Annotated in this window: 18 protein-coding genes and 1 tRNA gene; 10 read left to right on the top strand and 9 right to left on the bottom strand. The window is 62.8% G+C overall.

Annotation, left to right across the window (positions count from 1 at the left end; all coding sequences use genetic code 11):
- The first annotated feature begins 71 nt into the window (after positions 1 to 71).
- The gene (locus GTK01_RS13195) at positions 72 to 1,211 is read left to right on the top strand and encodes a GNAT family N-acetyltransferase (RefSeq protein WP_252926349.1); all 1,140 of its coding nucleotides are present in this window, start codon (positions 72 to 74) and stop codon (positions 1,209 to 1,211) included.
- Here GTK01_RS13195 and GTK01_RS13190 read toward each other — a convergent pair whose 3' ends face one another.
- A complete protein-coding gene (locus tag GTK01_RS13190; RefSeq protein ID WP_252926348.1) occupies positions 1,212 to 3,263 on the bottom strand; it encodes a GumC family protein in 2,052 nt (683 codons plus the stop codon).
- 187 nt (positions 3,264 to 3,450) lie between these two features.
- Between GTK01_RS13190 and GTK01_RS13185 the strand changes: the two genes are divergently transcribed.
- The 8 genes from GTK01_RS13185 to GTK01_RS13150 all read left to right on the top strand — a co-directional run bounded on the left by GTK01_RS13185 (position 3,451) and on the right by GTK01_RS13150 (position 9,857).
- Positions 3,451 to 4,008 carry a polysaccharide biosynthesis/export family protein gene (locus tag GTK01_RS13185; protein WP_252926347.1) on the top strand — a complete coding sequence of 186 codons (558 nt, stop codon included), beginning with the start codon at positions 3,451 to 3,453 and terminating at the stop codon, positions 4,006 to 4,008.
- Positions 4,009 to 4,031: 23 nt separating this feature from the next.
- Positions 4,032 to 5,135 (top strand): glycosyltransferase family 4 protein, encoded by a 1,104-nt coding sequence (locus GTK01_RS13180; protein WP_252926346.1) that lies wholly within the window; start codon positions 4,032 to 4,034, stop codon positions 5,133 to 5,135.
- 79 nt (positions 5,136 to 5,214) lie between these two features.
- Positions 5,215 to 6,750 carry an undecaprenyl-phosphate glucose phosphotransferase gene (locus GTK01_RS13175; RefSeq protein ID WP_252926345.1) on the top strand — a complete coding sequence of 512 codons (1,536 nt, stop codon included), beginning with the start codon at positions 5,215 to 5,217 and terminating at the stop codon, positions 6,748 to 6,750.
- Positions 6,747 to 8,039 (top strand): O-antigen ligase, encoded by a 1,293-nt coding sequence (locus GTK01_RS13170; RefSeq protein WP_252926344.1) that lies wholly within the window; start codon positions 6,747 to 6,749, stop codon positions 8,037 to 8,039. Before GTK01_RS13175 ends, GTK01_RS13170 begins: the two co-directional genes overlap by 4 nt.
- A 14-nt stretch (positions 8,040 to 8,053) precedes the next feature.
- Positions 8,054 to 8,130: transfer RNA gene (locus GTK01_RS13165), tRNA-Pro, on the top strand.
- 156 nt (positions 8,131 to 8,286) lie between these two features.
- Positions 8,287 to 9,018: a hypothetical protein gene (locus GTK01_RS13160; protein ID WP_252926343.1), complete on the top strand. Its 732-nt coding sequence runs from the start codon at positions 8,287 to 8,289 to the stop codon at positions 9,016 to 9,018.
- Positions 9,019 to 9,153: 135 nt separating this feature from the next.
- Positions 9,154 to 9,435 (top strand): hypothetical protein, encoded by a 282-nt coding sequence (locus GTK01_RS13155; RefSeq protein ID WP_252926342.1) that lies wholly within the window; start codon positions 9,154 to 9,156, stop codon positions 9,433 to 9,435.
- A 29-nt stretch (positions 9,436 to 9,464) separates the two neighbouring features.
- Positions 9,465 to 9,857, top strand: a complete 393-nt coding sequence (locus tag GTK01_RS13150; RefSeq protein WP_252926341.1) for a hypothetical protein — start codon at positions 9,465 to 9,467, stop codon at positions 9,855 to 9,857.
- Here GTK01_RS13150 and GTK01_RS13145 read toward each other — a convergent pair.
- The 6 genes from GTK01_RS13145 to GTK01_RS13120 all read right to left on the bottom strand — a co-directional run bounded on the left by GTK01_RS13145 (position 9,854) and on the right by GTK01_RS13120 (position 14,153).
- Positions 9,854 to 10,096, bottom strand: a complete 243-nt coding sequence (locus GTK01_RS13145; RefSeq protein WP_252926340.1) for a hypothetical protein — start codon at positions 10,094 to 10,096, stop codon at positions 9,854 to 9,856. The two genes, GTK01_RS13150 and GTK01_RS13145, sit on opposite strands and share 4 nt — an antisense overlap.
- A gap of 304 nt (positions 10,097 to 10,400) precedes the next feature.
- The gene (locus tag GTK01_RS13140; protein WP_252926339.1) at positions 10,401 to 10,733 is read right to left on the bottom strand and encodes a hypothetical protein; all 333 of its coding nucleotides are present in this window, start codon (positions 10,731 to 10,733) and stop codon (positions 10,401 to 10,403) included.
- 682 nt (positions 10,734 to 11,415) lie between these two features.
- Complete coding sequence (locus GTK01_RS13135; RefSeq protein WP_252926338.1) at positions 11,416 to 11,709, bottom strand: phage tail assembly protein; 294 nt, start codon at positions 11,707 to 11,709, stop codon at positions 11,416 to 11,418.
- 145 nt (positions 11,710 to 11,854) lie between these two features.
- The gene (locus GTK01_RS13130; protein ID WP_252926337.1) at positions 11,855 to 12,889 is read right to left on the bottom strand and encodes a major capsid protein; all 1,035 of its coding nucleotides are present in this window, start codon (positions 12,887 to 12,889) and stop codon (positions 11,855 to 11,857) included.
- A 2-nt stretch (positions 12,890 to 12,891) separates the two neighbouring features.
- The gene (locus GTK01_RS13125) at positions 12,892 to 13,167 is read right to left on the bottom strand and encodes a hypothetical protein (RefSeq protein WP_252926336.1); all 276 of its coding nucleotides are present in this window, start codon (positions 13,165 to 13,167) and stop codon (positions 12,892 to 12,894) included.
- Positions 13,168 to 13,451: 284 nt separating this feature from the next.
- Complete coding sequence (locus GTK01_RS13120) at positions 13,452 to 14,153, bottom strand: hypothetical protein (protein WP_252926335.1); 702 nt, start codon at positions 14,151 to 14,153, stop codon at positions 13,452 to 13,454.
- On the opposite strand from GTK01_RS13120, the gene GTK01_RS13115 reads away from it, so the two are divergent.
- A complete protein-coding gene (locus tag GTK01_RS13115; RefSeq protein WP_252926334.1) occupies positions 14,142 to 14,342 on the top strand; it encodes a hypothetical protein in 201 nt (66 codons plus the stop codon). The two genes, GTK01_RS13120 and GTK01_RS13115, sit on opposite strands and share 12 nt — an antisense overlap.
- 55 nt (positions 14,343 to 14,397) lie before the next feature.
- Here GTK01_RS13115 and GTK01_RS13110 read toward each other — a convergent pair whose 3' ends face one another.
- Together GTK01_RS13110 and GTK01_RS13105 are read right to left on the bottom strand one after the other, a co-directional pair.
- Positions 14,398 to 14,634: a helix-turn-helix domain-containing protein gene (locus GTK01_RS13110; protein WP_252926333.1), complete on the bottom strand. Its 237-nt coding sequence runs from the start codon at positions 14,632 to 14,634 to the stop codon at positions 14,398 to 14,400.
- A gap of 57 nt (positions 14,635 to 14,691) precedes the next feature.
- Positions 14,692 to 14,970 carry a phage tail assembly protein gene (locus tag GTK01_RS13105; RefSeq protein ID WP_252926332.1) on the bottom strand — a complete coding sequence of 93 codons (279 nt, stop codon included), beginning with the start codon at positions 14,968 to 14,970 and terminating at the stop codon, positions 14,692 to 14,694.
- Positions 14,971 to 14,977: the final 7 nt, after the last annotated feature.

Below are 14,977 nucleotides of genomic sequence, written 5' to 3'. Positions count from 1 at the left end.
TCGCGGTTGTCGGTCATTTCGAAACCTTTGTGCCTTAGGCTTCGCCGACCATAAAAGCGAAGAGTTGAGGCATGGTTGACGCTTTGGCAATGGCGAGAACGGCGAAGGCCGGGCTCAAGATCGAGATCGAGCCCGCTGGACCGGGCGCGCTCGCGCGCTATCGCGATTTCGCCACCCACCGTGCCAAGGGCGCGCCTCAGCACCCGCTCTGGTTCGAAACCTGGCTTGGAGAGAGCGGCGAAGCCGGGCACATCGTCTGGGAAAAACGTAACGGCGAACCAATCGCAGCGCTGCCGTTGGTCGAGACGCGGATCAACGGATTGCCGGCGCTGGCATTTGCCGGCGGGACGCATGCGAACGGCAATTTCTGTCCGTCGGCCGAGCCTGATGCAAAGATTTCAGGAGCGATGCTCACCAATGCCGTCCGGCAATCGCTGCCGCAAGTTGCGCTCATCTCGCTCGAACGCCAGCATCCTGTCCTTGGCGGCCAGGACAACATCCTCGCCGATCTCGCAACTCGAACGAGCCCCAATCTCGCTCTTGCGGCCAGTCTTGCAGGCGGCTTCATCGGCGTCCTCGAACGGGCAAACGGCAAGAAGCGGGCCAAGAAGCGCCGGGTGCAAGCTCGCCGCTTCGAAGAAGCCGGTGGAAGCGTGCTGCGCAAACCAGCGAGCGCCGAAGAAATCGCCGACGTGCTCAGCGCCTTCTTCCGCCTCAAATCCGCGCGCTTCGAGCGGGCCGGCATTGCCGATGCCTTCGCGGCGCCGAACATCCGCAACTTCTGGCGCGCGCTCCTCGAAGCAAGCCAGCACGAGCCCGACCGCCCTTTCACGCTCGAAGCATTGGTCGTTGGCGACAAGGTTCGCGCGATCACCGGCTCATCGCATCTCTTCGATCGGACGGTGTGCGAGTTCGGCGCGATCGAGGACGATGAGCTGACGTCGACCAGTCCTGGCGAATATCTCGCTTATTCGAATCTGGAGGAAGCCTGCGCAAAGGGGCTGCCACTCTACGATTTCAGCGTCGGGGACGAGGCCTACAAGCGCACGTGGTGCGAGGTGGAGATCCAGCATTTCGACGTGGTGATTCCAATATCACCCAGCGCGCGCCTTGCCGTACTCGGCTCCAACATGGTCACGCGCGCCAAGCAGACGGTCAAGTCGAACCCGCGGCTCTGGTCCATGGCGAAAGCGATACGGCGTCTGCGGTAGTCAGGCCACCGTGCGCTTTTCGTCCTGGGCCAGCGGCGACGTCGCGACGACGCGCAGCGCCTCGCCATATCCGGCTCCGAACAGGCTCTCTGAAGCCTTGGCGACCCGCTCGTCGGATGCGTCGAGCACACCAATCAGCACTTCGCTGGCTTCCCCGACGACGCGGCGCAGACTGTCGCTTTCCGCTGGTCCGCATTCCACAATGACGATGTCATAGGCTGTGGTCAGCGATGTGAGAATGATCGGCAGGCGATCGGCCGCGCGCATGGCCCGGCGCGCCTCGGCAGTGCCGACGGGGATGACATGGGCGTCCGAATAAAGGTCGCCGTGGATCGTGTCGGTGAACTGCGCCTCTGCGGCCAGAAGGTTAGTGATGCCGGTATAGGTGCGGCTTTCCAGCATATGGCTCGACGGCGTCCCGGTGAAGGTCAGGTCGAGATAGAGAACGCGCAGGCCCGCATCAGCCAGTTCACGCGCGACCATGACGGACGCGGTCGACGCCTCCTCGCCTTCGGGCGAGAGGAAGACGGCACGTGAGGCGCCGGCGGCAATCAACCTTTCGGCTGCGACTTCGACCGGCACGTCGAGCGAGAGCGGTCCTTCTTCGGCTGCCTCGGCTGCTACGGCTGCCGGCATGACAAGGTGCGGCACCGGCTGGATGCGCGGGCCGCCCGCCGCCGGGCGCATAGCCCGGCCGCTGAAGAGTTCGCCCAGAAGCGTACCGACAATCATCAGCAAGAGAGAGCCCGCGAAGGCAGCGCCAACGATCGGGCCGTATTTCGGGTAGTACGAATCGACCGGCGGCGTGGCCCGAGCGAAGATGCGGGCATCTACGGGCAGATAATTGCGGTCGCCGCGTGCGCTCGCCTCGCGGAAGCGGGTCAGGTAGGATTCAAGGAGTTCGCGCTGCGCCGTCGCCTCGCGCTCCAGCGCGCGCAGTTCGACTTCCTGCGTACCGGCAGCGGCCGAGGTCGTCTTCAACGCCTCGAGGTCCTCCTGCAAGCGTGCTTCGCTGCGCTGCGCGGCGCGGGATTCGTTTTCCAGGCTTTCCAGAACCGTGCGCGCCTCGGCACGAATGCGAGTCGAAAGGTCCGCCAGTTGAGACCGCAGGCTGCGCAGGCGCGGGTGATTCTCGAGGAGCGTCGTCGACAGTTCCGCAATCTGTGCATTCAACTGCGCCTCGCTTTCGCGCAGACGCTGGACGACCGGCGAGGACAGCACCTCGGGCACTGAATCGAGGGAGCGCCCGCTCTCCAAAGCCTGGCGAACACCTTCTGCCCTCGCTTCGGCGGCAGAGCGGCTGGCACGCACGCGCGACAGTTCGGAGGAGAGTTCCGAAAGCTGCTGGCTTGCCAGTGTCGAGTTGTTCTGCCCGACAAGCAGTCCCGAACGTGCGCGGAACGCGGCAACCTTCGCCTCAGCCTCGCGAACGCGCTCGCGCAGATCAGCGATTTCAGGCGCAAGCCAGCCTGTCGCATCCTCGTTGGACAAAAGCTTGGCCGCGCGCTGCTCGTCGAGATACGCATCGGCGATTGCATTCGGAACGGCTGCGGCGAGGTCGCGATCCTCCGACGAGAACCGGATGACGATGACCCGGGAATTCTCGACGCGGTAGACCGAGAGCTTCTCGCGCATGATGTCGATGGTCGTCTGAGCACGCAGGAGCTCGTCCGAACTGCCCATCCCGAAGGATGCGAGCAGCCCGCCACTTTGGAATTCGCTGCGGTCGGAAAGCTGCAATTCGCCGGCCACCCGGCGCAGGATATCACTGGAGGCGATCACTTCGACCTGGCTGGCCACGCCTTCATCGTCGAGAACCGGGCGCTCGACCTCGCCTGCCCCCGACATGCGCGTATACGCGGATTCGCGCGTCTCGATCAGAATGCGCGTCTCGGCACGATAGAGCGGTGTGGCGAAATAGGCGAAGAAAAACGCCGCAATGGTTGCGATCAGCACCACCGACAGGATCGTCTTCCACTTCTCGCGCACGCTCAAGGCGAGACGGCGAAGGTCGATGTCGACGTCGTTGCCACCCATATGCATTCCGCTCATTGCGAATCCACTCCCGCCAAGATGGCTCAGAAGTAAATGCACATGGTAACCACGAAGTTAACGATTGAGGCACGATCAACACGTCTCGCGATCATGCTTTACCGGCCATTAACCTTAACGAGACGATAAGGGGACATCTTCAATCGGGGCTGCTTCGCGCGGCTGAACGGATGGACGCTCGCAGGTCATGATACGCCACGCCCTCCCTGGTCTTCTTGCTGTCGCGCTCCTGGCGGGTTGCACCAGCTACGAGCCTGCTCCGCCCGCCTTCCATGCGGCAATCAACCAGCCCTATGTTCTCGATGCCGGAGACCGCGTGCGCATTTCGGTCTTCGAGCAGGCGTCGCTCACCAACAGCTATTCAGTCGACCAGTCCGGCTATATCGCCTTCCCGTTGATCGGCGCAGTCGCTGCACGCGGCTATACATTGCAGCAGATAGAAGGCCAGATCGCGACCAAGCTTCGCGACGGCTACATCCGCAATCCCGACGTCACCGCCGAGATCGACCGGTATCGTCCCGTCTTCATCATGGGCGAAGTCGGCGCGGCCGGTCAGTACTCCTACGTTCCCGGAATGACTGTCCAGAAAGCCATTGCGGCGGCCGGCGGCTACACGCCCCGTGCGCAGCAGCGCGATGTCGACGTCACGCGGCAGATCAACGGCGAGGTCATGACCGGGCGCGTTCTCACAAGCGATCCGGTCCTGCCCGGCGATACGCTCTATGTGCGCGAACGCTTCTTTTAGGGTTTTGCACGTATAAGGGGCGTATGCGGATCGTCCATACGTTCAGATCTCCGGTCGGCGGCATTTTCCGCCATGTTCGCGATCTCGCTTCGGCCCAGCATGCGGCAGGCCACGAGGTTGCGATCGTGTGCGATTCGACAACCGGCGGCGATCACGAGGATCGGCTGTTCAAGTCGGTGGAGCCGTTCGTCTCGCTCGGCATCCATCGCATCGCCATGCAGCGCCATATCGGCATCGGCGACCTTGCCACGGCCACACGCGCCTTCAGGCTGATCGGCAGCCTGCGTCCCGACGTCCTGCACGGACACGGAGCCAAGGGCGGGTTCTACGCTCGCTTCTTCGGCACCTTGCTCAAGCGACGTCGAAGGTCGCCGGTGCGGATCTATTCGCCCCACGGCGGCGTCCTGCACTACGATCAGCGTTCCACCACCGGGCGCAGCTACTTCATGGTGGAACGTCAACTCGAGCGCTTCAGCGATCACATCCTCTTCGTTTCCGACTTCGAACGAAGCACCTATGTGGCCAAGATCGGGATGCTCCGCGCACCGCACAGTTTGGTCTATAACGGCCTCCAGGCGGCAGAATTCGAGCCGGTCGAGCCGCAGGCCGGGGCGGCCGATTTTCTCTATATCGGCATGATGCGCGACCTGAAGGGTCCTGATCTATTCATCGAAGCACTTGCGAAGACGCGCGAGCGCTTTCCGTCGGTCAGCGCGCGCATGGTGGGGGATGGAGACGACCTCCCCCGCTATCGCGCACGCGTCGACGAACTCGGCCTTGCCGCGACGCTCCATCCCGCCATGCCCGCGCGGCAGGCCTTTGCGATGGCGCATGTCATCGTCGTGCCATCCCGCGCCGAGGCGATGCCATACATCGTTCTCGAAGCGCTTGCAGCGGGCCGACCGATGATTGCCACCGCCGTTGGCGGCATTCCCGAAATTCTCGGCGCAGGCTCGCCCGCCCTTGCCCAGCCGACCATCGACAACCTCGCAGCACAGATGATCCGAGCAATGGAGGATCGGCAATGGCTGGCCTCGGCGATGCCGAACCGCGCAGCGCTGCAGGCCGAATTCAGTGCCGCAACGATGGCCGGGCGTATCGAAAGCGTTTACCGTAACTGCGCTTGATGCGGGCGCGCGGCATTCCTTCAAGGCTTTCTTAGTCCGGCCGTCCTAAGCCTTTCTCGCCGAATGCGAGTAGGACGTCATGAGCCGCAGCCAACCGGACCATCAGTTCACGGCACAAGCCGTTCGCGACTTCGCCGACCAGTCGGCGCCGGTCGGCAATGGCGAACTGAGCGAAATCGCACGAATGGTCGCCTCGCAGTACCGGGCCGACACCATGTCACCGGTCATGGTCAGCGGGCTCCTGCGACTTGCAGAATTCCTTGTTCTTGCCCTGACGGGCCTATCGATCGTCTTCGCCTATACGGGCGGCACGACGGGCGTGACATATGGCTATCCGCTCGTCATCCTCGCAGGGTCTGCGCTCGGCATCCTCCTGATGGAGATCGCCAATCTATACCAGCTCGGCGTCATGCGGCGGCCTTTCGTCTATCTGCCACGCATTGTGCTGGTCGTGACGGCAAACTTCGCGCTGCTCGCCATGGCAGGCTTCTTTCTCAAGATTTCCGACGAGTTCTCGCGCGTCTGGTTCGCGGGCTGGCTGGTCAGTGCTCTGGTTCTCCTCCTGTCGTGCCGGGTCATGCTGTCGGTGATGATCCGCCGGTGGGCCCGCAACGGCACGATGGAACGGCGCGCGCTGATCGTCGGCGGCGGCAAGCCTGCCGAAGTCCTGATCCGGACGATCGAGCAGGATCCCGACAACGACATTCGCATCTGCGGCATCTTCGACGACCGCGACGATTCGCGGTCGCCGGCGATCGTCGCGGGCTATCCCAAGCTGGGTTCGGTCGCTGAACTCGTCGAGTTTGCGCGCATCGCGCGCATCGACATGCTGATCGTGTCGCTGCCGCTCAGCGCACAATCGCGCGTCTTGTCGCTCCTGAAGCGGCTGTGGGTGCTGCCGGTCGACATCCGCCTCTCGGCCCATTCGAGCCAGCTTCGGTTCCGGCCGCGCGCGTATTCTTACGTCGGCTCCGTGCCGATGCTCGATATCTTCGACAAGCCGATCAACGACTGGGATTCGGTCGCCAAGCGGCTTTTCGACATCGCTTTCAGCATTGCCGGTCTGGTCGTCTTCTCGCCGATCATGCTCGCGACCGCCATCGCCATCAAGCTCGACAGCAAAGGGCCGGTCTTCTTCAAACAGAAGCGGCACGGCTTCAACAACGAGGTCATCGAGGTCTTCAAGTTCCGCTCGATGTATACCGACCAGTGCGACCCGCTCGCGCGCCACGCAGTGACAAAGGGCGATCCCCGCGTCACCCGCGTCGGGCGCTTCATCCGCAAGACCTCGATCGACGAACTGCCGCAATTCTTCAACGCGCTCCTCGGCTCGCTCTCGCTCGTCGGCCCGCGTCCGCACGCTATCAAGGGTCACTCGCAGAACCGCCTCTTCGAGGAGGTGGTCGACGGCTATTTCGCGCGCCACCGCGTCAAGCCGGGCGTCACCGGCTGGGCGCAGATCAATGGCCTGCGCGGAGAGATCGACCATGACGACAAGATTCGCCGGCGCACCGAGTTCGATCTCGACTACATCGAGAACTGGTCGCTTGGCCTCGACCTCAAAATCCTTTTCCTGACGCCGCTGCGCCTCCTGAACACGGAGAATGCATATTGAGCGCTGCAACCAGCACCCTGCCCCGCGCCGCAATCGACGCCAAGCTCGTCGCGATGGCGAGCGCGACCGCGGTTGGCGTCGGGGTCGCTCTCGCGGGCTTCGTCCAGAACGAACCGGCACCATATGAACTCTACATGGTCGCTTTGATCGGCATCTGGGCGTTGTTTGGCATCACCATCTCGCGCGCTACCGTGCCGCTTCTCGTGCTCTGGATCATCTACCTGATCGGCGGGATGGTTTCGATGACGCAGATGAGCGATCTACAAGACACGCCGCTCTATCTCGCCGTGACAGCCTTCCTGGCGCTGACTGCCGTTTTCTTCGCCGCCATCATCGAGAAGCGCGAGGGACTGCTGCAGCCGATCTTCATCGGCTGGACGCTGGCCGCGTGCCTGACGGGCATTCTGGGCATTCTGGGCTACTTCGGGGCCTTCCCCGGTGCTGACCGGTTCACGCTCTACGATCGCGCTGCGGGCGCGTTCAAGGATCCTAACGTCTTCGGTCCCTTCCTGGTCCTGCCCGCCATTTGGCTGCTATACGGCATCATCACCGGGCGTCTCATGAAGATGCCGGTCCAGGCCGCCGGACTCCTCATCCTTTCCTTCGCGATCTTCCTTTCCTTCTCGCGCGGAGCATGGGGGCTCTACGGCCTCTCCGCCATCACGGTCTGCGCCATCGTATTCCTCAACTCGTCGAGCAATCGGCTGCGGCTCCGCATCCTCGTCATGGCGCTGATCGGAATTGGCCTCATCGCGCTCGCCGTGATGATCGCCCTCCAGATTCCGCAAGTCGCGACGCTCTTCGAGACGCGCGCGCAGCTCGTTCAGGACTATGATGGCGCTCGGCTGGGCCGCTTCGCGCGCTACGGCATCGGTTTCGCGCTCGCGATGGAACGTCCGCTGGGCATCGGCCCGCTCGTGTTCGGACAGATCTTCGGCGAGGACACTCACAACATTTGGTTGAAGGCGCTGATGGATTATGGTTGGCTCGGCTTTGCCGCCTACGCCACGCTGCTCGTCCTGACAGTTGCCGCGGGCTTTCGCATCCTGCTTCGAAACCGGAAATGGCAGCCCTTCCTGCTTTGTGCCTGGGTCGTCTTCGTCGGCCATATCGCGCTCGGCACGGTGATCGACATGGATCACTGGCGCCACTTCTATCTCCTGATGGGCATCATCTGGGGCTGCGTAGGCCTCGAGGCACGCCATCAGGCGCGCCATTCCGAAGCGTCAGCGCGCGAAACCGTCGCCCCGCGCAATTATGCGCTTGCCTTGCACAGACCGAACAATTAGAGCTTGCCCCGGCTCGGAGCGTAGCGCAGCCCGGTAGCGCACTTGACTGGGGGTCAAGGGGTCGTCGGTTCAAATCCGGCCGCTCCGACCAAAATTCCCCAAACAAGCCGGACAGTTAGCGGGATCGACTTCGATCCCGCCTGCTAGATTGACGGTTTTCCAGCCCCTCGTAAGCACATCGTAAGCACGACTTGGGGCCGGCGGCATCTCGCAAAGGCTGTTACGGGGATGTCGGGGACATGCGACGATGAGCAACCGAAATACGCAAGCCCCGCCAGGATGGGGCGAGGATGCTTTGACAGCGTTCTTGGAAGACTGCCACGGCAATCACTTCGCCACCTTCTGGAATAAGCCGCTGGAAGTTAGCGATCTAATCGCGATTGACGCCATCTTTGTGAGGCTGACGGCCGATCTAACCGATCCTAAGCCGCTATTGCCGATGACCTTCCTTATGCGAGCGTTCTCGGCTTTCCGCGCTTCCGTGGGCGCGGCCATGGCGGGGCAGACCTTCGAAACGTATGCGCTACTTCGGCTCTGCCTTGAGCACGGAGCTTATGGCGTATTCATCGGCGACAATGTTGCACTTTGGGAACGATGGATGCGACGGCATGACGAGGGAGACATCAGCAAGAGAAAAGTGCGCGACGCATTCACTTACGCCAAAATCCGACGCGGTATTCGCGACGTGCTGCCGGAAAATGCCAAGGCGTTTGAAGAGCTTTATGAGCGCTGCATCGACTTTGGAGCCCACCCCAACCAGATGGGATTTTCCACAAACTCCCGAATTGACAGAACGGATGGAAAGATGCGGCTCGATACCGTTCTTGTGCAGGGCGAAGGCCTGCCGATGGACCTTGCGCTGAAGACAGCCGCGCAAGTCGGCTTGTGGGTGCTTTTGGCAATGAAGCTGTTCTACGCCGAGCGGTATGATGAGATCGCAATCAACAATGATCTAGAGGCCATTCGAGAACGATACTAGTTAAAATCCAACTATAATCCAACGGTCACAGTTGGAGTAAATCGCGTCATTTCCAATTTGCTTTACGTCACAAACCACGCGAACCTTGACGCGTTCCGGTTCACTCAAGAAGCGGACAGCAAAAAGGACAATTTCATGGACACGAATGCAAACAACAAGCGCATCGATCGATCGCCCTATGAGGTCATTATCCGCGATCCGTCCAGGCCAGAGTACCGCGCAATGCGCAGGCGCATTTGCGAGCGGATGGTCCGCGCGATCTTCGCGGCCGGCGTCGATCCGAAAGACCGCATGGCGGCGGTCGAAGCCATCCGGTCGGGGTCTTTTCACCAGCAAGCAATCGAACGCATCGGGCCGGTCGCTATGCGTCTCGCAGAACGCGCTTCTCTCACGAATGTGCTGGCGTCGCGCGGCTGACGCCGCGCCCCCAGCGACGGGAGATAGGCATGGGTGATCTTTGGGGAGCAATGCTGCCGTGGCTTCCCGCTGTCGGGATCGCGCTCAATGTTTTGGGTGTGGCAATAGTCGCCCTGGAATGGCGGGTGTCCCTGTATGACGGGCTAAGCCGCGCAGAGATGGAGCAGTCGCTCTTGGCCGTGTCGAACGGGCACGAACCACATCGCGAATTGGAGTTGTCGCCAATGGCAATGAGGGTCTTGAAAAACGTGGACTGGGCAGCGATCGCATCCGATCAGGATCGGTTCGATGCCTTCATGCGCAACATCCTGATCTTGGACACGGTTGATCGCCTTAATCGGCGGCGGACGATCTTCGGCATCGGTTTCGCCGTCATCATCTTGGGGTCAGTGCTACAGTTCGTCAGCGCGTTGCCAGCCTAAGCGCCGCATCGATAATCGGCCGGCACGAAGATCGATCGACCCTCCGGGCTCACCGCATAGACCATTCCCTTCCGCCCATTCCTGACGACCTCGCCGAATTGCCGGGCCGCATCGCGGGCGTCTTCGAGATTGTCGAAGCTGCCGGTGTGATAGCGGCCCGTCCCAAGGAATATCGTCGCATCGAAGCGCACGGCGCGCGCGATGATGGCGGGGTCGATTGGATCAGGCTTGCGCGGCATAGGTGGCTCCCCAGGCGGTGGGTCCACACCTATTCCGAGACTTCGAGGTTGCAACTCGACGTGATCGGCTCGCGCCACTTTTCTTGCACAATCCGGGCCTACGCGGTCCACGGGCCTGGACAGACCACGCCGCCTGCCGGCAGGTTCAAGGGGTTGGGCTTCGAGCCCAACCCCGATCCGCCCTCCCGGCAACGAAAAAGGCCGGCGCTGCGGGGCACCGGCCTTTCGGAGAAGCCACCCGAATGGATCGCGAACGGCTCGCATTCACCATAGCATCGCCGGCCGGCGCGGCAAGACTAAAATCCTAGCGCCGCAACGTTGCCCGCGATCGCTCGCCGAGGATGCGGATTTCGATCGAGCCGCCGGGGCCGCGCCTTTTGAGCGAGATCAGCCGCCCTGCCGCCAAGCGATCGAGCGAGAGGTTAAGCGTGGGCTTCGACGTGGCGCTCGCGAATGCGAGCTTGATCGGATTAATCCGAAGCAGATCGCCCGCGCCTGTCGTCGCCGCTATAGCCGCGGCGACCCGAAACGCCGAGGATGTGACCGAAGGATCGATCCGGCCGCGATTGAGCCAATCGGCACGATCAAGGAGCCGAGCAGCCTCAAGAGCCGCCTGGTCGCCGCCGTCAGGCTCCACGGCTCTGCCTGCGCGCTTCCTTCCGATCAGCGCGGCTGCACTCGCCGCAGTCCGACGCGAGGCCGTCTGACCGCCCACGATGCGCGTAGAAGGCGGAGGCCGGCTTCACCTGCCGGCAGCGGCTGCACTGCTTCTCGGCAGCGGTCGTCATCGGCCGGCGAAGGCGCTGCCGGTTTGGCTCCCGATCGCGGAGCCTGGCGCGCTCCCGTTCCTGCGCGCAGGGCTCGCAGAACTGCCGTTTTCCCAAGACGCGCTTCCCACAGCCGCCGCACGGCCGAACCCGCGGGGGTCTGGAGCCGATCGGCTGGCAGGAATAGCAAAATTCGCGATCCGAACTGCGGATCAAGTCGAAGTGCGCGCCGCAGGCATCGCATTCGCGGGTCTCGGGCATAGGCCCCTCCGATCACAACCAAACAGCGAAATCGAGAAATGGAAAAACATGCAGATTTTGGGGGGCAGCGGCTCCGCCCAGGCCAGGGTTGGGATGCGGCCCCTAGCCGGGGGGCTTGCATCTATCGCCCCCTCGGTGCGGTGCGCCGCGAGAGCCTTATGGCTTGGGCGTGGTAGCGGAGTAGGACGCCGAGCGGCGTTCGCCGCACGGCCGGGTAGGGCGTCGAAAGGAAGTGCGCGACATCGGCGACAACCTCGTCGCCCCGCTCCCGCCGCCAGGCGAGCATTTCGATCAGGACTGCTCGGCTTCCTCGTCCTGATCCCCCAACAAAGGGGCGATGAACTCCCCGAGGCCGGCAAGGTCGTCGCGGTGCAGCTTGCCCGCCTCTTCATGGGTCAGGTCCGACAGCGCGACGATAATGCCGCGCATGTGCTTCACCTTGAGCGGCTTGCCCTGCTCGATATCGAGTTCCTCGATCGCTTCGAGCGCATCGATGTCGGGCTCGCGCATGGTGACGGTCTTGATCTCGCGCTCCCCGGCCTTGACCGGGTGGGCGAGCGTGTGGGTTTGCGTCTTCCAATCCATGATCTTTCCTCGTTATCGTTAGCCCGCCGGCGGGCGTGGTGGGGACCGGCTTGCGCCGGCCCCCGAAGCCGACCGGGACAGCTATGGGAGAACCGCCCCGGCTTGGCCTGCCCCCGCCACAAGGAGGGGACAGGCAGGAGAACCATTATGCAGCGGTGCGGATGCCGCTCATGAGGACGGCCGGGCGGGTGCAAATTTGCAGCGCGTTCATCTGGACCTCGCCGTTCATGCCTTTATCGTTCGACATCTTCCATTGCTTCGCGTAGAGGCGCTTGCCGAGCATGTTGACACTCTCGATGTAGTCTGCCGGCGCGTAGTAGGTGCGGAATACGTTGGTGCCGACCGGAAAGAAGCGGGCCTTGTCAGTGTCGATGCCGATCAAGGCTGCGTCGCCGTCAGTGTTCACCGCGCCGTAGTTCTCCCAAACGATGCCGCCGTACTCGAAGATCGGGTTCGACGCGCGGCTCTTACCCGCGTAGCTGTCGCGGAGGATGGTCGCTGCCGACCAGCCCTTGTAAGTCTCGCGGACCTCGCGGTGCATGAGCAGATCATCGAAGAAGTCGTCACCGACGAAGGCATGGACATGGTCGAAGGGCGCGCCGCCGAGCGCGGCGCGCATCTTGCGGATGACGGAAACACACTTTCTACGAAGCGCTCCGTCCACCGGGTCGGCGGCGGCAAGATCGAAATTGATGGGTGCCGGCTCGCTTGCACCGAACGTCGCGAACAGGTCGAGTTCGAAGCCGCCCTTATAGACGACCTTGCCTTGAACGGCTCCGAGGCGCTGGTGTTCTTCCGTGACTTCGAAGTCCGCGATGTGCGTTCCCATTTTCTCCGCGACGAGCGTCTGAAACGTCTTCAAATTGCCCTCGCTGCCGAAGTCCCGCACGCCCTCAACCTCGTCCGCATAGACGTGCCAATCCCGCTGGAAGTGAGGGATTGCGAGCTTGTTGAGGGAACGCTTCGGCATGTCGCGCACCTCGCCCGGCGCGCCGCGCGGCGTCTGCCTGACAAGCTGAAGGCGATTGCCGATACGCTCAATAGCGACCTCCGTGGTCGAAACGGAGGTTGCGCGGAAGAGCCCCATTTCCGACAGCCGGCCGGGCTGATGGGCAATCTCGTTGACGGCGTCAGTCAGAGCGACAGCCGTGAAGCTGGAATGTTCGAAAAGGAGCTTCATCGCTATTTTCCTTGTGCTTGCTGCCGCATGATTTCAGCGACGGGATTGGTGTTTGCGTGGGGTTTGTGCCCGCCGTCGAAAGCGCTGCCGCCAAATTCTTCGAGTTCGGCCGAGCGCTGTTCGATCGTCTGGTAGCCCTTGGAGAAAAGAGCCGCCGTCGCTGCCGGAGCGGCCGCGGCCATCTGCTCAAGGATGCGCGCTGCCTGATCGAAGGAAACGACGGTGGTTGCGAGCGTGTGAGCCGTTTCGGGAAAGCGCTTCGCGAGCGGATGAGACATGATCCGATCCGAAGCTGACGCCTCTTGTCTTGCGCTAGGCTGCGCTACCGGCTCGATCCTTGTCGGGACAGCCGCCCCGAAAGCCTCGGGCATCGAAGCCGTCAAATGCGCGCGCTGAAGGAGCGCCATGTAGCGCTCCTTCTGATCCGCCGAATGCGAGATATCGGGAAGGGTTACTGACTGACCGGATGCGAACCGCTCAATCAAACGCTCCTGATCGGATTGGGTAAGGTCGGACCAAGACAGGTAATCGGCCAACGGACGCACCAATGACGCGCGCTCCATCAGACCAGCTCCAAGACCGCGCGCGGATCGACATCGATCCGCCGGAATACCGACACCCCCTCGGCTTCCATCGCGCAGAGGATGGCTTCTTCGGCCCGCTCGGCAGCGAGAAGCGCTGCCCTCGCCTGATCAAGCGCGGCGAAGCCGAACTTGCGCTCGGCCACTGCGTCAGAAGGCATGGCGGCAAGGAGCTTCGCTTCAATTTCGGAAGCGAAACACCACACCAGGAAGGCGATAGCGCCCTCGGTGCCTCCGGTCGTGCCGGAGAAGACCGCTTCGTGCAGCCGGGCGGGATCACCATCGCGACGCAGGTCGATCCGCGGCGCGCCAGCCTGGGCGATAGAGCGCAGGGCGGCGACCATATCCTTGCCCGCCTCCTTTGGATCGCGCGGCGCGTTGCGGATCGCATCGACCTGCAAAGCGATCTCGCTGATGCGCTGCCGCGCAGCATCGAGTGCCGCGCGCAAATTCACATCGCTGCCGATCTGTTCGACCTTCACGCGGGAAAGCTTGCGCTTCGTGCCAACGGCTGACCGGAGCCATTCGATCGAATGATCGAGAAAGGCAAAGTTTGCAAAATTGGCGCGCGCCCGGTCGTAAGCGAGCCTGTGGCGGGCAGTATCGCCCTCCACCGCTTTCAACTGGGCCAGCATGTCGAGCCGGTTTTCACTCTGCGGATGCTCTTCCGGATGATCGCGCATCCGCACGTTGATGTGGCCGCGAAGCGCCTCGGCGTGGGTCGCCTGGGCGCGATAGCGCTCTTCAGCGGCAAGTACCGCGCCGTGCGCTGCTTCGCGGTCGTGGGCAAGCCGCTCGATCTTGAGCCGGCTCTCGGCGGGAAGGCTTCGAAGAAGGGTGGGATTGATGTCCATGCGGCGCTCCGATTTTGAAGCACCGTATCGGCCGCATGACGCGCGGCCGATTACGCAAAACTGGGCAAATTCGTCAGCTTGCGAGCAGCCGATCGCGATTGATGAACCATGTCGATCCGACGCGGACGCCCTTGGCGTATCGGAGGCGGCGGATGGTGCTTTCGCTCATCCCCGTCTCATCCGCAGCCTCTTTGATGCGCAGCCACGACCCATCTTTCAAATCAATCTGCGACGGGTGCGGAGGCCAAGGCTCGGCGCTCGCCTCGGCTTTGCCCAGCAGAGCGGCGAGTTCGCGCTGCAACTCATCCACGCGAAGCGCGATACGAAGCAGGTCAGCCGTGGTGCAAGGCGTCTTCCGAGCTTCCACCTACGGCCTCCCCGCGTTCAGGGCGGCGATCGCAGCTTCCGTGATACGCCGGAAGTCTCCGATCGCCATGGAGCGGACTGCGGCGGGCGGCAGATCGCAGAGCCGCGCGACCATCGTCACGGCCATGTCGCGGCCCTGCGCAGCATCGTCCGCCGGCTGGATGCCGGCGAACGCCCGAGCCAGCGCTTTGCGATCCTTCGCCTTTGGCTCCCGCAAGAAGACGGTGCGAATTTGAACGCCGTTGCGGTCGATGGTGGAATTGAGATCGAAACGCTGCATCGTCGCC

This window comes from Aliihoeflea sp. 40Bstr573 (genome assembly GCF_024105655.1).
Classification (GTDB): Bacteria; Pseudomonadota; Alphaproteobacteria; order Rhizobiales; family Rhizobiaceae; genus Aliihoeflea.
This window is presented reverse-complemented; position numbering and strand designations above follow the sequence as displayed.